Source organism: Flavobacterium sp. KACC 22761, from assembly GCF_034058155.1.
Lineage (GTDB): Bacteria > Bacteroidota > Bacteroidia > Flavobacteriales > Flavobacteriaceae > Flavobacterium.
In genome coordinates this window covers 47,632-65,142 of record NZ_CP139148.1, presented here as the reverse complement: position 1 = coordinate 65,142, position 17,511 = coordinate 47,632, and the positions used below count along the sequence as shown (strand labels likewise).

At 33.7% G+C, this 17,511-nt stretch carries 12 protein-coding genes; 5 read left to right on the top strand and 7 right to left on the bottom strand.

The window, feature by feature from the left end; translation table 11 throughout:
* Positions 1–23: 23 nt before the first annotated feature.
* The 5 genes from SCB73_RS00265 to SCB73_RS00245 all read right to left on the bottom strand — a co-directional run bounded on the left by SCB73_RS00265 (position 24) and on the right by SCB73_RS00245 (position 5,462).
* Complete coding sequence (locus SCB73_RS00265) at positions 24–377, bottom strand: four helix bundle protein (RefSeq protein WP_320568207.1); 354 nt, start codon at positions 375–377, stop codon at positions 24–26.
* A 40-nt stretch (positions 378–417) separates the two neighbouring features.
* The gene (locus SCB73_RS00260) at positions 418–2,808 is read right to left on the bottom strand and encodes a 3-hydroxyacyl-CoA dehydrogenase/enoyl-CoA hydratase family protein (RefSeq protein ID WP_320568206.1); all 2,391 of its coding nucleotides are present in this window, start codon (positions 2,806–2,808) and stop codon (positions 418–420) included.
* A gap of 58 nt (positions 2,809–2,866) precedes the next feature.
* A complete protein-coding gene (locus SCB73_RS00255) occupies positions 2,867–3,325 on the bottom strand; it encodes a MarR family winged helix-turn-helix transcriptional regulator (protein WP_320568205.1) in 459 nt (152 codons plus the stop codon).
* Positions 3,326–3,545: 220 nt separating this feature from the next.
* A complete protein-coding gene (locus SCB73_RS00250) occupies positions 3,546–4,583 on the bottom strand; it encodes a helix-turn-helix transcriptional regulator (RefSeq protein ID WP_320568204.1) in 1,038 nt (345 codons plus the stop codon).
* Positions 4,584–4,847: 264 nt separating this feature from the next.
* Positions 4,848–5,462 carry an HD domain-containing protein gene (locus SCB73_RS00245; protein WP_320568203.1) on the bottom strand — a complete coding sequence of 205 codons (615 nt, stop codon included), beginning with the start codon at positions 5,460–5,462 and terminating at the stop codon, positions 4,848–4,850.
* 368 nt (positions 5,463–5,830) lie between these two features.
* Between SCB73_RS00245 and SCB73_RS00240 the strand changes: the two genes are divergently transcribed.
* The 5 genes from SCB73_RS00240 to SCB73_RS00220 all read left to right on the top strand — a co-directional run bounded on the left by SCB73_RS00240 (position 5,831) and on the right by SCB73_RS00220 (position 14,649).
* Positions 5,831–7,252, top strand: a complete 1,422-nt coding sequence (locus SCB73_RS00240; RefSeq protein WP_320568202.1) for an RtcB family protein — start codon at positions 5,831–5,833, stop codon at positions 7,250–7,252.
* 308 nt (positions 7,253–7,560) lie between these two features.
* Positions 7,561–8,361 carry a TatD family hydrolase gene (locus tag SCB73_RS00235; RefSeq protein ID WP_320568201.1) on the top strand — a complete coding sequence of 267 codons (801 nt, stop codon included), beginning with the start codon at positions 7,561–7,563 and terminating at the stop codon, positions 8,359–8,361.
* Positions 8,362–8,563: 202 nt separating this feature from the next.
* Complete coding sequence (locus tag SCB73_RS00230; protein WP_320568200.1) at positions 8,564–11,479, top strand: TrlF family AAA-like ATPase; 2,916 nt, start codon at positions 8,564–8,566, stop codon at positions 11,477–11,479.
* A 1,338-nt stretch (positions 11,480–12,817) separates the two neighbouring features.
* Positions 12,818–13,303 (top strand): hypothetical protein, encoded by a 486-nt coding sequence (locus SCB73_RS00225; RefSeq protein WP_320568199.1) that lies wholly within the window; start codon positions 12,818–12,820, stop codon positions 13,301–13,303.
* An 800-nt stretch (positions 13,304–14,103) separates the two neighbouring features.
* A complete protein-coding gene (locus SCB73_RS00220; protein ID WP_320568198.1) occupies positions 14,104–14,649 on the top strand; it encodes a 3'-5' exonuclease in 546 nt (181 codons plus the stop codon).
* A 6-nt stretch (positions 14,650–14,655) separates the two neighbouring features.
* Here the strand turns inward: SCB73_RS00220 and SCB73_RS00215 are convergent, their stop codons facing one another.
* Positions 14,656–15,570, bottom strand: a complete 915-nt coding sequence (locus SCB73_RS00215; RefSeq protein WP_320568197.1) for a phytanoyl-CoA dioxygenase family protein — start codon at positions 15,568–15,570, stop codon at positions 14,656–14,658.
* Between the two features lie 134 nt (positions 15,571–15,704).
* The gene (locus SCB73_RS00210; protein ID WP_320568196.1) at positions 15,705–17,483 is read right to left on the bottom strand and encodes an AMP-dependent synthetase/ligase; all 1,779 of its coding nucleotides are present in this window, start codon (positions 17,481–17,483) and stop codon (positions 15,705–15,707) included.
* Positions 17,484–17,511: the final 28 nt, after the last annotated feature.

Below are 17,511 nucleotides of genomic sequence, written 5' to 3'. Positions count from 1 at the left end.
AAGACTGCCAATCGATATAGTTATTATTTTTTTAGAGATCTTTGAAGCGCAAAATTCATGTTGCTGACTTCTACTAATTGATTTATTATAGTTGATATTTTTTCTTCAGCTATTAATTTCAAACGTTTTGAAATCATTAATTGAGTGATTAATTCATAAGTTGAACCATTTGCAATTCCTAAAAAATGAGCAAACTCATTATTAGAATTTCTACCAGAACCTTCAGCTATATTTGAAGGGATAGATACTGCACATCTTTTTATTTGACTTATTAAGTTAAATTTTTCATCTGAGGGTAATTCTGCACAAACTTTGTAGACGTTTTCTACAATATCCATAGCCTTTTGCCAGATTTTCAACTTTTCAAATTGATGCATAATTGTTTTAATCTTAATACTCAAATCTTAATACTCAATACTAATTACGAAGTGGTTTTCCTTTAGTTAACATATATTGAATACGCTCCAGAGTTTTTCTTTCTGTACATAAACTCAAGAAAGCTTCACGTTCGATATCTAATAAATATTGTTCAGATACTAAAGTTGCTTCAGATAAATCACCTCCAGCCATTACATAAGCCAGTTTGTTTGCGATTTTCTTGTCGTGCTCAGAAATGTATTTTCCAGCTTGCATTTGATCTGTTCCAACTAAAAACATACCCAAAGCTTGTTTTCCTAAAACTTTAATATCGTTTCTTCTGATTGGTTGTGTATAACCCGCTTCAGCCATTAACAATGCATGTTTTTTAGCTTCAGCGATCTGGCGATCTTTGTTTACTACGATAACATCTTTTCCGTGTTGTAAAAGTCCAGTATCAAAGGCTTCATAACCAGAAGTCGAAACTTTAGCCATTGCAATTGTCAAGAAATACTCTTGAAGAACGTTCAATTCCACGTCGTTTTTGCGGAATAAATCTGAAGCTCTTAAAGTCATTTCTTTAGAACCACCACCACCAGGGATAACTCCAACACCAAATTCAACTAATCCCATATACGTTTCTGCTGCAGCAACTACTTTATCAGCATGTAAGCTCATTTCGCATCCACCGCCAAAAGTCATTCCGTGAGGGGCAACCACAACTGGAATAGAAGAGTAACGAACACGCATCATGGTGTCTTGGAATAATTTAATTGCCATGTTCAATTCGTCATATTCCTGCTCAACAGCCATCATGAAAATCATTCCGATATTAGCTCCAACAGAGAAATTCGCCGCTTGGTTACCAATAACTAAACCTTGATATTCTTTTTCAGATAAGTCGATTGCTTTATTGATGGCTTGAAGTACATCACCACCAATTGTATTCATTTTAGACTGGAATTCTAAGTTTAAGATTCCGTCTCCTAAATCCTGAATGATGGCTCCACTATTGCTCCAAACTTTTTTGCTTTCGCGAATGTTGTTCAGAATAATAAATGAATCTTGTCCAGGAACCTTTTCTTGTGATTTTGTTGGAATGTTATAGAAATAAGTTGCTCCTTCTTTTACAGTATAAAAACTCTTGCTTCCAGAAGCTAACATTTCGTTTACCCATGCAGCAGGCTCTAAACCTTCCGCTTTCATGATTTCAATTCCTTTTTCAACACCAATAGCATCCCAGATTTCGAATGGACCATTTTCCCATCCGAAACCAGCTTTCATAGCGTCGTCAATTTTGTAGAATTCGTCTGTGATTTCAGGAACTCTGTTTGAAACGTAAGCGAACATTCCAGCGAAACTTTTACGGTAGAATTCACCTGCTTTATCAGTTCCTTTTACTAAAACTTTAAAACGATTGATTGGTTTGTCGATAGTTTTAGTTAATTCTAAAGTTGCAAAATTTGCTTTTTTTGCCGCTCTATATTCTAATGTATCTAAGTCTAAAGAAAGAATATCTTTATCTACTTTTTTATAGAAACCTTGTCCCGTTTTACTTCCTAACCAGTTATTCTCCATCATTTTGTTGATGAAATCAGGAAGTTTGAACAATTCGTGTTGTTCGTCGTTCGGGCAGTTTTCGTAAATACCATTGGCAACGTGTACCAAAGTATCTAAACCAACAACGTCAACCGTACGGAAAGTAGCTGATTTTGGACGACCGATAACTGGTCCTGTCAATTTATCAACTTCTTCGATAGTCAATCCCATTTCTTTTACAAGGTGGAATAAACTTTGGATTCCGTAAATACCAATTCTGTTTCCAATAAACGCTGGAGTATCTTTAGCAACAACCGAAGTTTTTCCTAAGAATTTAGATCCGTAATCGTTTAAGAAATCCAATACTTCTTTTGAAGTTTTTGGGCCAGGAATGATTTCAAATAATTTTAAGTAACGCGCAGGGTTAAAAAAGTGTGTTCCACAGAAATGCTGTTGAAAATCTTCGCTTCTTCCTTCACTCATAAAATGAATTGGAATACCAGAAGTGTTCGAAGTAACCAAAGTTCCCGGTTTACGAAATTTGTCGATTTGTTCAAAAACTAATTTCTTAATGTCCAAACGCTCTACAACAACCTCGATAATCCAATCAACATTAGCAATTTTTGCCATGTCATCTGTAGTATTTCCAGTCGTAATTCTGTTGGCGAATTTCTGACTGTAAATAGGAGATGGTTTTGATTTTAATGAGTTCGCCAAATGGTCATTTACCACACGGTTGCGAACGGCTTTGCTTTCAAGCGTTAATCCTTTTTTAGCTTCAGCTTCTGTCAACTCGCGAGGCACGATGTCAAGCAGTAAAACTTCAACACCAATGTTGGCAAAATGACAAGCTATACCTGAACCCATAATTCCGGATCCAATTACAGCAACTTTTTTAATTGTGCGTTTCATAATTTGTTACTTGTTTGTTTTTTTGCAGTTTTTGAATTATTTCTGATCTTATGAAATACTATTCGTTTTCTGCGTTTTCTGTTTGATTAAATATGTTTTTGTCCTGAATTAACTCGTTGATGATTTCAGCAACTTCGATAAAATGATTCAGCTTTTCGTCCGAAACATGTTTTCTTACCGATTCATTAAATTTCAGAACTGTATTTTTAGATAAATCTCTTTTTTCTTTTCCAAATTCGGTCAGATAGATCAAAACGCCTCTTCCGTCGCTTGGATTTTTTTTGCGAACAATCAAGCCTTTTTCTTCCATAGATTTTAAGGTTCTGGTCAAGCTTGTTGCTTCCATGCCCATTCTAGGCCCTAAAGCAGTTGATGGCGTTCCTTCTTCTTTGTCCATGCTCAAAAGCGCAAATCCTGTGGCCATTGTGGCATCATACTTTGCAGCTTCTTCATTATACATTCTTGAAACAGCTTGCCATGTTGCTCTCAAAATATAATCTATCGTTTTATCTTTCATAGTAACTATATCGATTTCAAATATAATTAAAAAATACTATGCATGCATATTATTTTTAAATAAATTTTTGGTTAATTAAAAAATGTCTTTGGTTTCTAGGGTTTTGCGGTTAAATTTTAACTGAAATATACTATTCTTTTTTGAGATTTTAACATTTTTCATGCTTTAAAAAAGGGTTTCTCGTTTTTAAAACAGCTTTATTTCAGTTTTCTGTAATGAATTACGGATTTATTTCGGATTTATTTTCGGTTTCATATTTATTAAGTGCCTTTTGCAGAATCATTTTCATCCGATTTCTTAAATAATCGGGTCGGAGCACTTCGATTCCGTCTCCAAAGCCTAAGAGAATGCGTTCCATTTCATAATTAGGCAAAAGAAAAATATGAACAATAATGCTTTGATCTTCATTTTCCTTAATTAAGCGTTGTGACGAATGCAAAGGTTTTGTAAGTACATAAGGAGCATTTTTGGCATCAACCCAAAGTTCAATTCGCCTTGGTTGCAAACCTGAATTGACAGTAACACCAATTACATTCTTATAATAAGTATCTGCATCAAAATCTTCTTCTATATAAGGAAGGTTGAAATCGTAATCAATTGAAATAATTCTATCTAATGCCAAATTAGTAATGGGTTGCGATTCTTTTCTCTTTCCAATCAAAAACCAGCGATTATTAAACTCCTTTAATATAAATGGATGAAAATGAAATTTCGTTTCTTCAGCAGATTTAAAAGATTTGTAAGTAATAATTAGAACCATTTTCTTGATAATCGCCTGATAAATTTCATCCAGGTAATGAAGCCCTTTTAATTTTTCGTTTTTATCCAAATAAATAACAGGTTTGGTATGCGATTTCTCGGCATAGATTTTATCTTCCAATCGCTGTAGAATATCCGATACATCATTGAATAAAGAGAAATCTTTAAATTGCTTTAACATCGAAACAGTTTCGGTCAAAACATTCATGTCGGTTTCCGTCAGCGGAATATCGGTTATCGAAAAATCTTCGTCTTCATATTTATAATACTTTTTATCGTAAACCACGATTGGCGCATTATAACCCAATTTTTCACTTCGCATGAGTTGAATATCCATTTGAATGGTTCGCTTGCTGATTGGATTTGGTCGTCCTTCGTATTCAAATAAAGCTTCAGAACAACATTCGATTAAATCTTCTAATGTCCATTGCCGGTATTTATTCTGAAGACATTTGTCGATGGTTTTGTAGCGTATTAAGGCGTTTTTGTTTTGTGACATTGTTTTTGTTTTGCCACAAAGGCGCGAGGGCACTAAGTTTTTGTTTCCCGCAGATTTGGCAGATTTGGCAGATTTTTTTTAATCATTTTAATCCTTTAATCTGTGGCAAAAAATAAAAAACTTTGCGACTTCGCGTCTTTGCGAGATTAATTCTGCGTTGTATATTTTGGGCGTGCCCCGCCGAAAAAGGCGGGTCGGGCTTTCGGCTATATCTTTTGTTCCATTTCATTTCACAAAAGGATACCGCCTCAATCCCTCACGCATTTACGTTAATAATGCAATCTCTTTTTCAATATTAGCCCGAGCTTTTTCTTCATACAAACTCCTAAACTCATCCGTTTGAAAAATAAACTCATTTTCCAGAAAATGTTTCAACGCTTTTGCGCGTCCGGGTTTGTATAGAAAATCAGGATAAATGCGATATTCTTTCCGAATTTGTTCAAAATAGATTTTATAATCTTCCCAATCTTTAGCGAGGATTTTCAAATCAAAATCGATTAACCAATTAATGTCTTCAATTTCATTTTGCTGATGCTGTTGTGTTGCGCAGATCGCATCAAAAACTAATTGTTTATTCAGATCGCTATTTTTTGGTAATATAGATAAAGCATATTCAGCACTTTTGAGTTCGTTATCTTTTTTAGAAGCCGAATAAACAAAATCATGATAAAAAATAGAAAATATTATTTCATTCGGATTTTGAAGTTTACCGCGATACGTTTCAAAACTGGCAATCATTTCTTTTAAATGCGTGAGATTGTGATAATGCCTTGATTTATGGGAATATGCCTTTTCTAAATCCAACCAGTTTTGCTGAATTTCATTTGCCGAAAAGCCAATTTTTGAGAGTAATTCAGAATAAATTTCCTTTAAATTCATTTTGTTTTTTACTCAAATTTAAAATTCTTTTTTTACTGCGCAAAATAATTGCGTAGTGGTTTTGAAATCTTTGTAATGTTAAAACGAATTAATAATTTAATTTTTAAAGCATATTAATTAGACGCTATTTAAATAATGTAAATTTATGAGGCATTGCTAGGTTTAAACACAAAGTTTGTCATTTCGAGGAACGAGAAATCTCTACGAGAAACTCTACAAAGATTGGCGATTTTGATTGCGGAGTTACTTGCGAAGATTTCTCCTTACGTCGAAATGACAAACGGCGTGTTAATAAATAAAAACTTTGCGTCTTAGCGACTTTGCGAGAAATATGCCTACGCTTGGCAATGTCTCTTAAAAACAAAAAAATGAAAACACAAATAAACGGAACAGATATATTAGAATTAGGATTTCCAGAAGGAAAAATAATTGGAATTGCCTTAAAAATAAACAGCAAAAGACACGGATTTAAACGTGACGAAATGATTGCTCATTATAAAAACGTCTTAGAAACTCCAGAAAATTATATCGACGATAAAATCTTCAGCAAACTGGCTGTGGCTTTAATCGAAAAATCGAATGAAAAACCAGAAGATTTCATCGCTTTAAATGAAAATCCAAATGCGTATTCGGCTTACGGATTGGATCATATTGAAGACGGAGCTAGAAAACAAATGGAAGTTGCCATGAAATTGCCTGTTACAGTTGCCGGAGCTTTAATGCCGGACGCGCACCAAGGTTACGGATTACCAATTGGCGGCGTTTTAGCCACAAAAAATGCCATTATTCCGTATGGTGTTGGAGTTGATATTGGATGTAGAATGGCGTTGTCGGTCTATGATATTCCCGAAGATTTTTACTTTGAAAACGAAGCAAAATTCAAAAAAGAATTAATCGCGAATTCTATTTTTGGAGCAGGTCACGGATTTCACGGTCAGTACAAATCAGATCATGCGGTTTTGGAGAACGAAACTTTCAATATGAATCCGTTTGTGAAGAAATTGAAAGATAAAGCCTGGTCGCAATTAGGATCTTCAGGCGGTGGAAATCACTTTGTGGAATTCGGAATCATGGAATTTGCGCAAGACGATGCGGTTTTGAATATCCCAAAAGGAAAATACGTCACTTTGTTAACGCATTCCGGTTCACGCGGAATGGGAGCAACAATTGCGGGACATTATACTAAAATCGCCAAAGATGAGTGTAAACTTCCAGAAGTAGCAAAAAACTTAGCATATTTAGATATGAATTCGCAATTAGGTCAGGAATACTGGCTGGCGATGAATTTGGCGGGAGATTACGCTTCGGCTTGTCACGAGATTATCCATAACAAAATGGAACGTGCTTTGGGTGCGACGATTTTAGCCAAAGTCGAAAACCACCATAATTTTGCCTGGAAAGAAATCTGGAACGGCGAAGAAGTGATCGTACATAGAAAAGGAGCAACCCCAGCCGGAAAAGGCGTTATGGGAATCATTCCGGGAAGTATGACCGCACCGGGATTTTTGGTGAGAGGAAAAGGCGAGGAGAACGCCATTAATTCGGCTTCGCATGGAGCAGGAAGACAAATGAGCAGAACCCAAGCGATAAAAAACATCACACAAAACGAAATGAAATCGATTCTGAAAGATCATGGCGTTACGCTTATCGGAGCTGGTCTGGACGAAGCCCCAATGGCGTATAAAGATATCAATCAGGTGATGGAAGCACAACAGGATTTAGTGGATGTTATAGCGAAGTTTACACCGAAATTAGTGAGAATGGCTGATGACGGAAGCCGTGAGGATTGATTTTTAGTGTTCAGTCGCGGTCGCAGTTTTCAGTGTAGAGGCGCACGGCAGTGCGTCTAACGCTTTATGATAATTTTAACCGCAAAGTTCGCTAAGATTTACGCAAGGTTCGCAAAGAATTTTTTCACGCAGATTTTGCAGATTCAACAGATTTTAAAATAATCCTTTTAATCTTAATAATCTGTGGCTAAAAAAAACTTAGCGACTCTGCTCCCGATAACTATCGGGATTGCGAGATTAATAAAATAATAACCAGACCAAAGAAAAAAACTTTGTGTCTTAGTGCCTTAGTGGCAAAAAACAAAAACATGAAAACATATATAGATATCGGAATTAATTTAACCAACAAACAATTCCAAAACGACATAGACGATGTCGTACAAGACGCGCTCGACGCCGATGTATCGCAAATGATCCTAACGGGAACAAGCGTACGAAACAGCGAAACTTCATTAGAAATCGCAAAACAATATCCGGGAATATTATATTCGACGGCGGGCATACACCCTCATGATGCGAAAAGTTTTGATGCGCAGAGTATTTCGAAACTCAGGAAATTATTAGAACTGAAAAACGTGGTTTCGGTTGGCGAATGCGGACTCGATTTTGATCGTGATTTTTCGCCCCGAAACAAACAGGAAGAATGTTATAAAGCCCAATTAGAATTGGCGATCGAAGTTCAGAAACCTTTGTTTTTGCACGAAAGAAGCGCTTTCAATTCTTTTATGAATATCACGAAAGACTATTTACCGCAATTGCCAAAAGCCGTTGTACATTGTTTTACGGGAACATTGCAAGAAGCCAAAACCTATCTCGATAACGGATTTTATTTGGGTTTTACGGGAGCGATTTCAGATGCCAAACGTTATAGTCATTTAAAAGAAGTGATTCAGTACGTACCGCTCGACCGAATGATGATTGAAACCGATGCGCCGTTTATGCTTCCTAAAAATGTCCCGAACAGTCTCTTGAATAAATACCACGAACGCCGTTGCGAACCTGCTTTTCTGCCGTATGTTGCCGGAACAATTGCACAGTTTAAAGGAATTACTTTAGATAAGGTAGCGGAGGAGACGACTAAAAATACTAAGAGCTTTTTTGGGATTTAGGTTTTAATTTATAAAGATTATTTGTTGGCTTTTAAATCAGGTGTTTGTACTTGGTTTGAGAGTTTTTTGTTTATATATATTTGAGAGTTGTTCAATTTCTGTGTTTATGGAAAACCGTAAAATAGCTACTTGAATTTTATGCATTTTTGATGACTAGATTTTTAAATAGAACATAAGCTAACTAACATAAAATAAAATAATTATGAGTAATCGAGGTTCAGAATGGAGAAAATGGGATTTGCATATTCACACTCCAGCATCATTTTATTGGACAGGAACAAAAAAGTATAAAGAAATGTCTAAAGAAGAAATTAATGCTGAGATTAAAAATTTTATTAAAATAATTAATGAAAGTGATGTTGCAGTTTTTTGTTTGATGGATTATTGGACATTTGATTGGTATTTAGAACTTCAAGATTATTTAATTAAAAATCCTGATGAACTTAAAAAAACAGTTTTGCCTGGTATGGAACTTCGCGTTGAAAGCCCAACTAGTTACAGATTAAATATTCACTTTATACTTTCAGATAAATTATCAAGACAACAATTGATTGATTTTAAGTCTGAATTATATATTAGATCAATAAATAAAAAACTTTCAGACGATTCATTAATTCAATTAGCTAAAAGTTTAGATGCTAGTAAAGCAAAACATCATAGTTTTGAGGATCCTAAAACTTTAGATGATGATAAACTTTTATTATTAGGTTCACAAACGGCTGAAATAACAAAAGAATCACTTCATGATGCTTTTAAGCAAATTCCAAGTGCATCAGGTTTTGTTTTTTTACCGTACGATACTAGCGATGGATTGTTAGAGTTGGACTGGAAAAAGTATCCTCATGCTGATAACTATTTTATGCAAACTGCTGATATATTTGAATCGAGAGATCAAACTAACATTGATTTAATTGGTGGAAAATTGACAGAGGAAAATAAGGCTTTTTTTGAAAATTTTTTCAAAACGTTAGGAAGTAAACCAAAGCCTTGTGTTGCGGGGAGTGATGCGCATAAGTATTCGGATTATGGAAAATTTCCTTCTAAAAAAGCGACTTGGATAAAAGCTGATCCAACATTTGAAGGATTAAAACAAATTATTTTTGAACCAACACAAAGAGTTAGAATTCAAGAAAATGAACCTGATTTTAAAGAAGATAAACTTGTTATTGATGAAGTTAGATTTATTACCTCGGACGATAGATTCACTCCTTTACCTATAAAGTTAAACAAAAATTTAAATGTTATTGTTGGTGGTAAATCATCTGGTAAGTCAATCTTACTTTATAACATAGCAAAAACTCTACACCCAGATATAATTTTTTTTAAAAATGAGAATATCGAAAATAAATATGATTTTAGAGAATATGATGATTCCTTTAATTTTGAAATAAAGACGAAAGGAAATATCTCTCAATTGATGTTTAGGGATAGTTCTGAAAATAGTGTACTGCCAGATATAAAATATTTACCTCAAAATTATTTAATCAAACTTGCTGAACCTGAAGTTAATAAAAAGGGGAGGGCTTTAAATAAAGTAATTAGAGATTTAATTATTGAAGATGAAAATTCATTTTATCAATATGAAGATGTATTTATACAAACTGTCAAAGCACATGATAAGGAGAGGGAAAGAATTATTGACAGTTATTTCAATATTAAAGATAGTATAACAGATTTAGAGAAAACATTAAAAGTTAAAAACAATAAAGATGTATTAGAACAAAATATAAAAAGAAATTCTGAAAAAATAACGGAGTTAAATAAAAGTATTGGTTTAAATGATTCACAAATAAAACAATATGAATTGCTTCAAAAAGATTTAGAAGCGATAAATCTTGAAATTGAGAAAATTAGAAATGATTATAAAAAAATAGTAAAATTTAATTTTGAATCGGAAAAAGTACTTAGTGAATTAAAGAGACAAAAAGATATAATTCAGTTGTCTCTCGAAAATCCTGAACTTAAAGCAGAGTTTGAAAGCCAATATGTTAAATTGGATGATTTAATAAATTCCATAAATAATTTTATTATTTCTTATGAAACTACGCAAGATGATAATGGAAAGACTTTATTTAAAAATGATAATCTTTTTAGACAATTATTATCTCATAAGATAAAAGAAAAAGAAGCAAAAGAGAAAGAATTAGAACCTTTGAACAAAAATAAAGTAACTGAAAAGATAATAAAGACGTTGGAGGAATCTATTAATGAAGACAAGAAAAGTCTAAATGCAATTATTCAATTAAACAAGGAAATTAAAGAATACGAAAGAGCTTTGGCAGAAGAGAAAACAAAGTTATTTGATCTTTATCAAGAGACCTTTAATCAATATTTAAGTGTTTTGCACAATCTGAGACCACGAGTAGAAGATTTAAAAAAGGATCAATTAGATATAAAAGGACTAGAAAAATTTAATTTTTCTAAGTTTAGAAATTATATGTTGGAAATAAGTCATGGAGGTTCAAAATCCTATATGGAATTTGATATCTGTGATGAATCTAAAAAAGCTTTAGATGATTTTGATGTTCAGATTTTGATGAAAGATTTAAAAGATATGTTCTTTAAAATAGAGAATGATGAATATAAATTATTAAAAAATATTACAAAACCACATGCAATTAAAGTATTATTGAATGACTATTTCTTTGATTATTGGGAGATTGAATATAAAGGAGATAAATTAGGAAAGATGTCGTCAGGAAAGGCTAGTTTTGTAATTTTAATGTTAATTATAGGACTTAGCAAATCTAAAGCACCGATCCTTATTGATCAACCCGAAGATAATCTTGATAATCGTTCGGTATCAAAAGATTTAGTTGACTATTTAAAGAATAAAAAATTAGAGAGACAAATTATTTTAGTTACGCACAATCCTAATATAGTTGTAAATGCTGATGCTGAAAATATAATTATAGCTAATCAAATAGGTCAAAATGATACAAAGTCAAGTAGTCCATATCAATTTGATTATATAAATGGAGCTTTAGAGAATTCTTTTGTCAAAATTGAAACTGAGGAAGATCTTTTGAAAAGTATGGGAATTAGAGAGCATATTGCCGATATAGTTGAAGGAGGAAGAGAAGCTTTTAAAAAACGTGAAGAAAAATATGGATTCTAACTAAAAAAAATATAAGTTATTTCCCTTGCTGGCGCGAGCGTCCCGCTCGTGCACATGATGAAAAGTAATTCGAGCCTTAATAGTGAATCTGAGAACAATCACATCAATAAACCTTATAAATATCAACTCATAGCATTTGTTATAAAAATTTTATTTTAACCAATATATGTTAAATTATCACAAAATATACTACATTTGTATCTGTAATTAAAAACAATAAAAACACAAATGATACTTTCAGCAAACCAAAATTTTGAAACTTTAGCCGGAGATTCTCCAGCTGTAAGCTCAGGATGCGTGTGTGTTTTTGTGAAATTGAAATATAAAATTTAGAGTCAAACTCATCATAAAACAGAAAAGCGTCCTCATTTCAGGACGCTTTTTTTGTTTTGGAGCCACTTGGACTTCGCTCAGTGTGACAAAAAAGATGTTTCGACTTCGCTCAGTGTGACAAAAAAATGTTCAAAATGATAGAAAACCAAACCATAACTAAAAAAACTAAAAAAATAATTGACCAAAATGTTTAATGATTAATAAAAATAGAAAGATATAGTCTTGGAAAGTAATCTGATGAGCTACAGTCATTTGCTAAAAAGATAAATCTGCACCAGTATGCGGACAGGAATTTCTTTGCTTTTATTTTATATTAACTATTTGATAATCAGAAAAATAATCTTAAAAAATATTTGGAAGTATGATTTTTTTCATCATATCTTTGCCCAACAAAATTGAAACAAATTGCAATAACAATAGCAATAACAATAAAAAATAATAACAACAACAACAATTATAAAAAATAAATAAAATGAGTTTTAAATTATACATACACAACCCAGGATTAGCAGCCTCGATTTCAAGTCGTGAAAGCTTTTACATGTCGGTGCATCAATATAAGCAATAGGATAGTTATATCGTATCTGTTATGAAGCACCTTTAATTGGGTGCTTTTTTTATGCCTTAACGGCAAGTGAAAAAGGAACAAAGAAACAAAGTGACAAAGAAACAAAGTGCTACAAGAAAAAGCTTAGAAGCTTAGCATCTTAGTCTCTCAGAAACTAAAAAAAATAAGGATGAATCAAAAAATAGGACTTAGGTCAGACTATAGTGGTCAAACAGATAAAGTGGAATTTAATGAGCCTCCATTTGCCTCGAGCGGAAAAATGGATTTAGAGCTTATTAACCTATGGAATGGAAAGGTGAATTTTAGGAAAATTATATATATCATTTAGAGATATTTCTCTGGTAAAGCATTGGTGCTTTTGAAGTTTTGTGATATGGGTTTTCTTAGAAAAGCCTTCGATTTCCTGAGATTCCCAAGAATTACAAAATCAAAATACCATGCAAAACAATACATTACAACAATATAAAAACGCAATTAGAAAAAAATACGAAATCGAAAAAGAAGGGAAATACTTTGATTATTTGTACCAACCTTCTCGTGGAAAACTTCGTGATTTGTGCTGGTTGATTTTCGAAAATAACCCAACAAAGGATGACTTGAATGTCTTCAGTAATCTTTTGGGCTTAGATTTCGATCACACCAAAAAGAATAAGTTTAAGGAGAAAAAAGATAAGTTCCGACCTATCGAAACGTTCTTCAAAGGCGAAACAGATCCGTCAAACATTGACGCTATCAATATGGCTGCAATTTTGGTTGATTTTGAATTGCGTCCTTTCAAAAAGTTTTACGAAAATTCTAAAACTGAGAAAGCAAAACCAAAAGAAAGAATAGAGAAAGCGAAAGCTTTTTTCGAAAAGAAGAGCGCTGAAAAAAAGTCTAAGAAAGGAAACTTCTTCCGAGATTTTAAAAGTTTCTTTTTCTAGGGCTTTTACCACAATCCCGATAACTATCGGAACTAGGAGACAAAGTTTTTTTGCCACAGATTTCACAGATTAGAAGGATTATTAAAAAAATCTGCTAAATCTGCTGAATCTGCGAGAAACTAATCTTAGCGTTCCTTTGCGTAAACCTTAGCGCTCCTTGCGTTTAAAAAATCTCGCAAAGTCGCAAAGACGCAAAGTTTTTAGCCACCGATTGAAGGACTAAAAGGATTATTAAAAAAATATGCTCAAATCTGCTCAATCTGCGCGAAACAAATCTTAGCGTTCCTTTGCGTAAACCTTAGCGCTCCTTGCGGTTAAAAAATCTCGCAAAGTCGCAAAGACGCAAAGTTTTTAGCCACAGATTGAAGGATTAAAAGGATTATTAAAAAAATATGCTCAAATCTGCTCAATCTGCGCGAAACAAATCTTAGCGTTCCTTTGCGTAAACCTTAGCGCTCCTTGCGTTTAAAAAATCTCGCAAAGTCGCAAAGACGCAAAGTTTTTAGCCACAGATTGAAGGATTAAAAGGATTATTAAAAAAATCTGCTGAATCTGCTGAATCTGCGAGAAACTAATCTTAGCGTTCCTTTGCGTAAACCTTAGCGCTCCTTGCGTTTAAAAAATCTCGCAAAGTCGCAAAGACGCAAAGTTTTTAGCCACAGATTGAAGGATTAAAAGGATTATTAAAAAAATCTGCTGAAATCTGCTTGATCTGCGAGAGAAAAAATCTTAGCGTTCCTTTGCGTAAACCTTTGCGCTCTTTGCGGTTAAACACACATAATTATTAAAAATTTAAAAAAATGAAAACAACAGATAAAATTATTATTATCGATTTAGAAGCCACATGTTGGCAAGGCGTAGTCCCGAAGGGTCAGGAAAATGAAATTATTGAAATTGGTTTGGCCGTATTAGATACTGAAACCGGCGAAATTTCCAAGAATAAAGGAATATTAATAAAACCGCAACGCTCAAACGTAAGTACGTTTTGTACAGAATTGACAACAATAACTCAGGATTTACTGGATGAAAACGGCGTTAGTTTTGAAGAAGCTGTTGATTTGTTAATCGATCAATACAATCCCGATTTATATACTTGGGCAAGTTACGGTCAATACGATTTGAATATGCTTAAAAAGCAGTGTAAATCGTTCGGTATTTCATATCCAATGGGAGATGAACATATTAATGTAAAAACTCATTTTGCCGAAAAATTTGGTTTGGTAAAACCAACCGGAATGAATGGTGCTTTGGCACTGCTTAATATTCCGTTGGAAGGAACGCATCACAGAGGCATTGACGATGCTAAAAATATCGCTAAGATTTTGAATTGGTGTCTGAAAAACTAGAATGGTTTAAATCCACTCTCCAGCTGTATTATAATCATCTGGAAGATACGTAAGATATTGAACCATTCGCGGTTTTTTTCCTTTGTTTGGGGTAGCGCAGTGCGGAAGTGCTTGATTCCAAATAATAAAATCTCCAGCTTGTCCCGTAATTGGTTTTGGTTGCAATGTCTGCAATGCTTTCTCTCTTGGATTTTCATAAGGCTCAAGTTCGTCAAGCCATTGATCAATTTGGTTATGAAAACCCGGAACACAATGAAAAGCACCATCATTTGGCCCACAATCGGTTAAGTAAAGCAATCCCTGCAGACCAAAAGTTAAAGGCTTTTTTAAACTCATATCCCAATGAAGTGGACTTCCCAGAAAATTAAAATTCTCTGTTTCAGGCGGATTGAAACTTACCTTGTCAATTGTTTTGTAAATTTTAGAGGTTTTATAGAGCTGTTCATATGCTTTTTTAACTCTTGGAGAAAAGCGGTTTTGGTTTAAAGTTTCGTGATTAGAAAAATTAAGCATAAGCCCTTTTTGATTTTCATGACGATTGTACCAGCTTTCTTGGTTTTCAGGATCCATTTTCAAATATTCCCAAATGGCTTTTTGTGTGTTTTCGCAAGCTTCTTTTGAGATTGCATTTTTAACTACTATATAACCATTTTGATTCCAGAATTTAATATCTTCTTCAGATAAAACATTTTCTGTTAAATCGTCAGTTTCGGCAACAGCATCTTGTTTTCTACTGTAAATCCATGCTTTAAAAGATTCAAAATCTGGTTTTTCTGAATGTAAAAACTGTAAAGCATCTTCCATGCCAATACCTAACAGATATAGAGTTTTAATTTCGTTGTTCCAGTTTGAATTGCTCAAATCAGCATTTTTAGGATCAACAGCACATTTCCATAATTGTTCAAGGACTGTCCAAGGCATGGTTTTGTATTTAGGATAAATCAAAAATAAAGGATTTATAAATTGATATTCAAAGTAGAAATACCTGTTTTTAATACAAAAAAAGGCTGTCTCGATAAAGACAGCCTTTTCCTTTGGTTAACTATTTTGGAATTTTAATTATGACCATAGATTTTAGCGTAAAGATCTTTGTAGATTTCTTTAATGATTTTACGTTTTAATTTTAGGGTAGGAGTAAGCTGTCCGCCGTCAATCGACCAAACATCTGGAGTAAGCTCAAATCGTTTCACTTGTTCCCAGTGCCCAAATTTCTTGTTTATGCTTTCTACTTCTTCATCGATACGTTTAATAACGTCTGGATTTTCACTGATTTCTTTGTCAGTGCTTCCTAAAGTTATTTTATGAATTTTTGCCCATTCTTTTACAAATTCAAAATTAGGCTGAATAAAAGCGCCTGGCATTTTTTCTCCTTCGCCAATAACCATAATCTGCTCAATAAAACGAGACTGTTTCATAGCATTTTCGATCATTTGTGGCGCGATATATTTACCTCCAGAAGTCTTGAACATTTCTTTTTTACGGTCGGTGATTTTCAAGAAACCTTCGCTGTCGATTTCTCCAATATCTCCCGTGTGGAAATAACCATCTTGTAAAGCTTCAGCTGTTTTTTCTGGATCTTTGTAATAACCTAGCATTACGTTTGGTCCTTTGCAAAGAATTTCTCCATCTTCGGCAATTTTAACTTCTACATTGCGAATTACTTTTCCAACAGTTCCAATTTTGAAACCTCTGTTTCTTTGATCGTTTACTGCAATTACCGGAGAAGTTTCAGATAAACCGTAGCCTTCCATAACCGGAATTTCTGCAGCAGCAAAAACTCTAGTCAAACGTGGCTGTAAAGCGGCACTTCCAGAAACCATCAAATCTAAATTTCCTCCCAAACCTTCTTTCCATTTGCTGAAAATCAGTTTTCGAGCAATTTTTAATTGGAACTCATACCAAGCTCCATTGGCTCCGTATGGCTCGTATTTCAAACCTAAATCAATAGCCCAGAAAAACAGTTTTTTCTTGATGCCAGTTAATTCAGCTCCTTTTGCGTAAATTTTATCGTAAACTTTCTCTAAAAGCCTTGGTACAGCTGTAATTACAGTTGGACGTACTTCTTTTAAGTTATCACTTATTTTGTCAATTGATTCTCCAAAATAAACCGAAACACCATAATATTGATAGATGTACAAAATCATTCTTTCAAAAATATGGCAGATAGGCAAGAAGCTCAAAGCAGTGCTTTTTCCTGGATCAAACGGAATTCTTGGAGCACTGTCTAAAACATTTGAAACAATGTTTTTGTGCGAAAGCATAACGCCTTTTGGTCTTCCTGTTGTTCCAGAAGTATAAATAATAGTTGCTAAATCGTCTGTTTGAATACTTTCTTTTCGCGCTTCAACTTCGCTTTGATTGCTTTCGTCTTCACCTGCCAACAATAAATCTGTCCAGTGTTTGCAACCCGGGATTTCATCAAAAGAATATACTTCTTTTAATGTTGGTACATTTGCTTTGATAAGGTTTACTTTGCGAAGCACCTCTTCATCAGAAACAAAGCAGTACATACTGCCGCTATGATTTAATATGTATTCGTAATCTTCTTCAGAAATTGTTGGATAAATAGGAACAGTTTGCGCGCCAGTTTGTAGAATACCAATATCCATGATATTCCATTCGGTGCGGTTGTTTGATGTAATCAGGGCAATTTTGTCATCTTTCTGAATGCCCATTCTCAATAATGCTCTCGAAACTGCATTTGCTTTTGCAATATATTCTTGGCTAGATGTTTTTTCCCAGACTCCATTTTTTTTAGTTGCCAAAGCAACTGGAAGGTTATAAGTTTCTTGTTGATAATAGGGAAAATCAAAAAGGCGTGTGATTGAAACCATGTTTAATATATTGAATTTTATCGCAAAT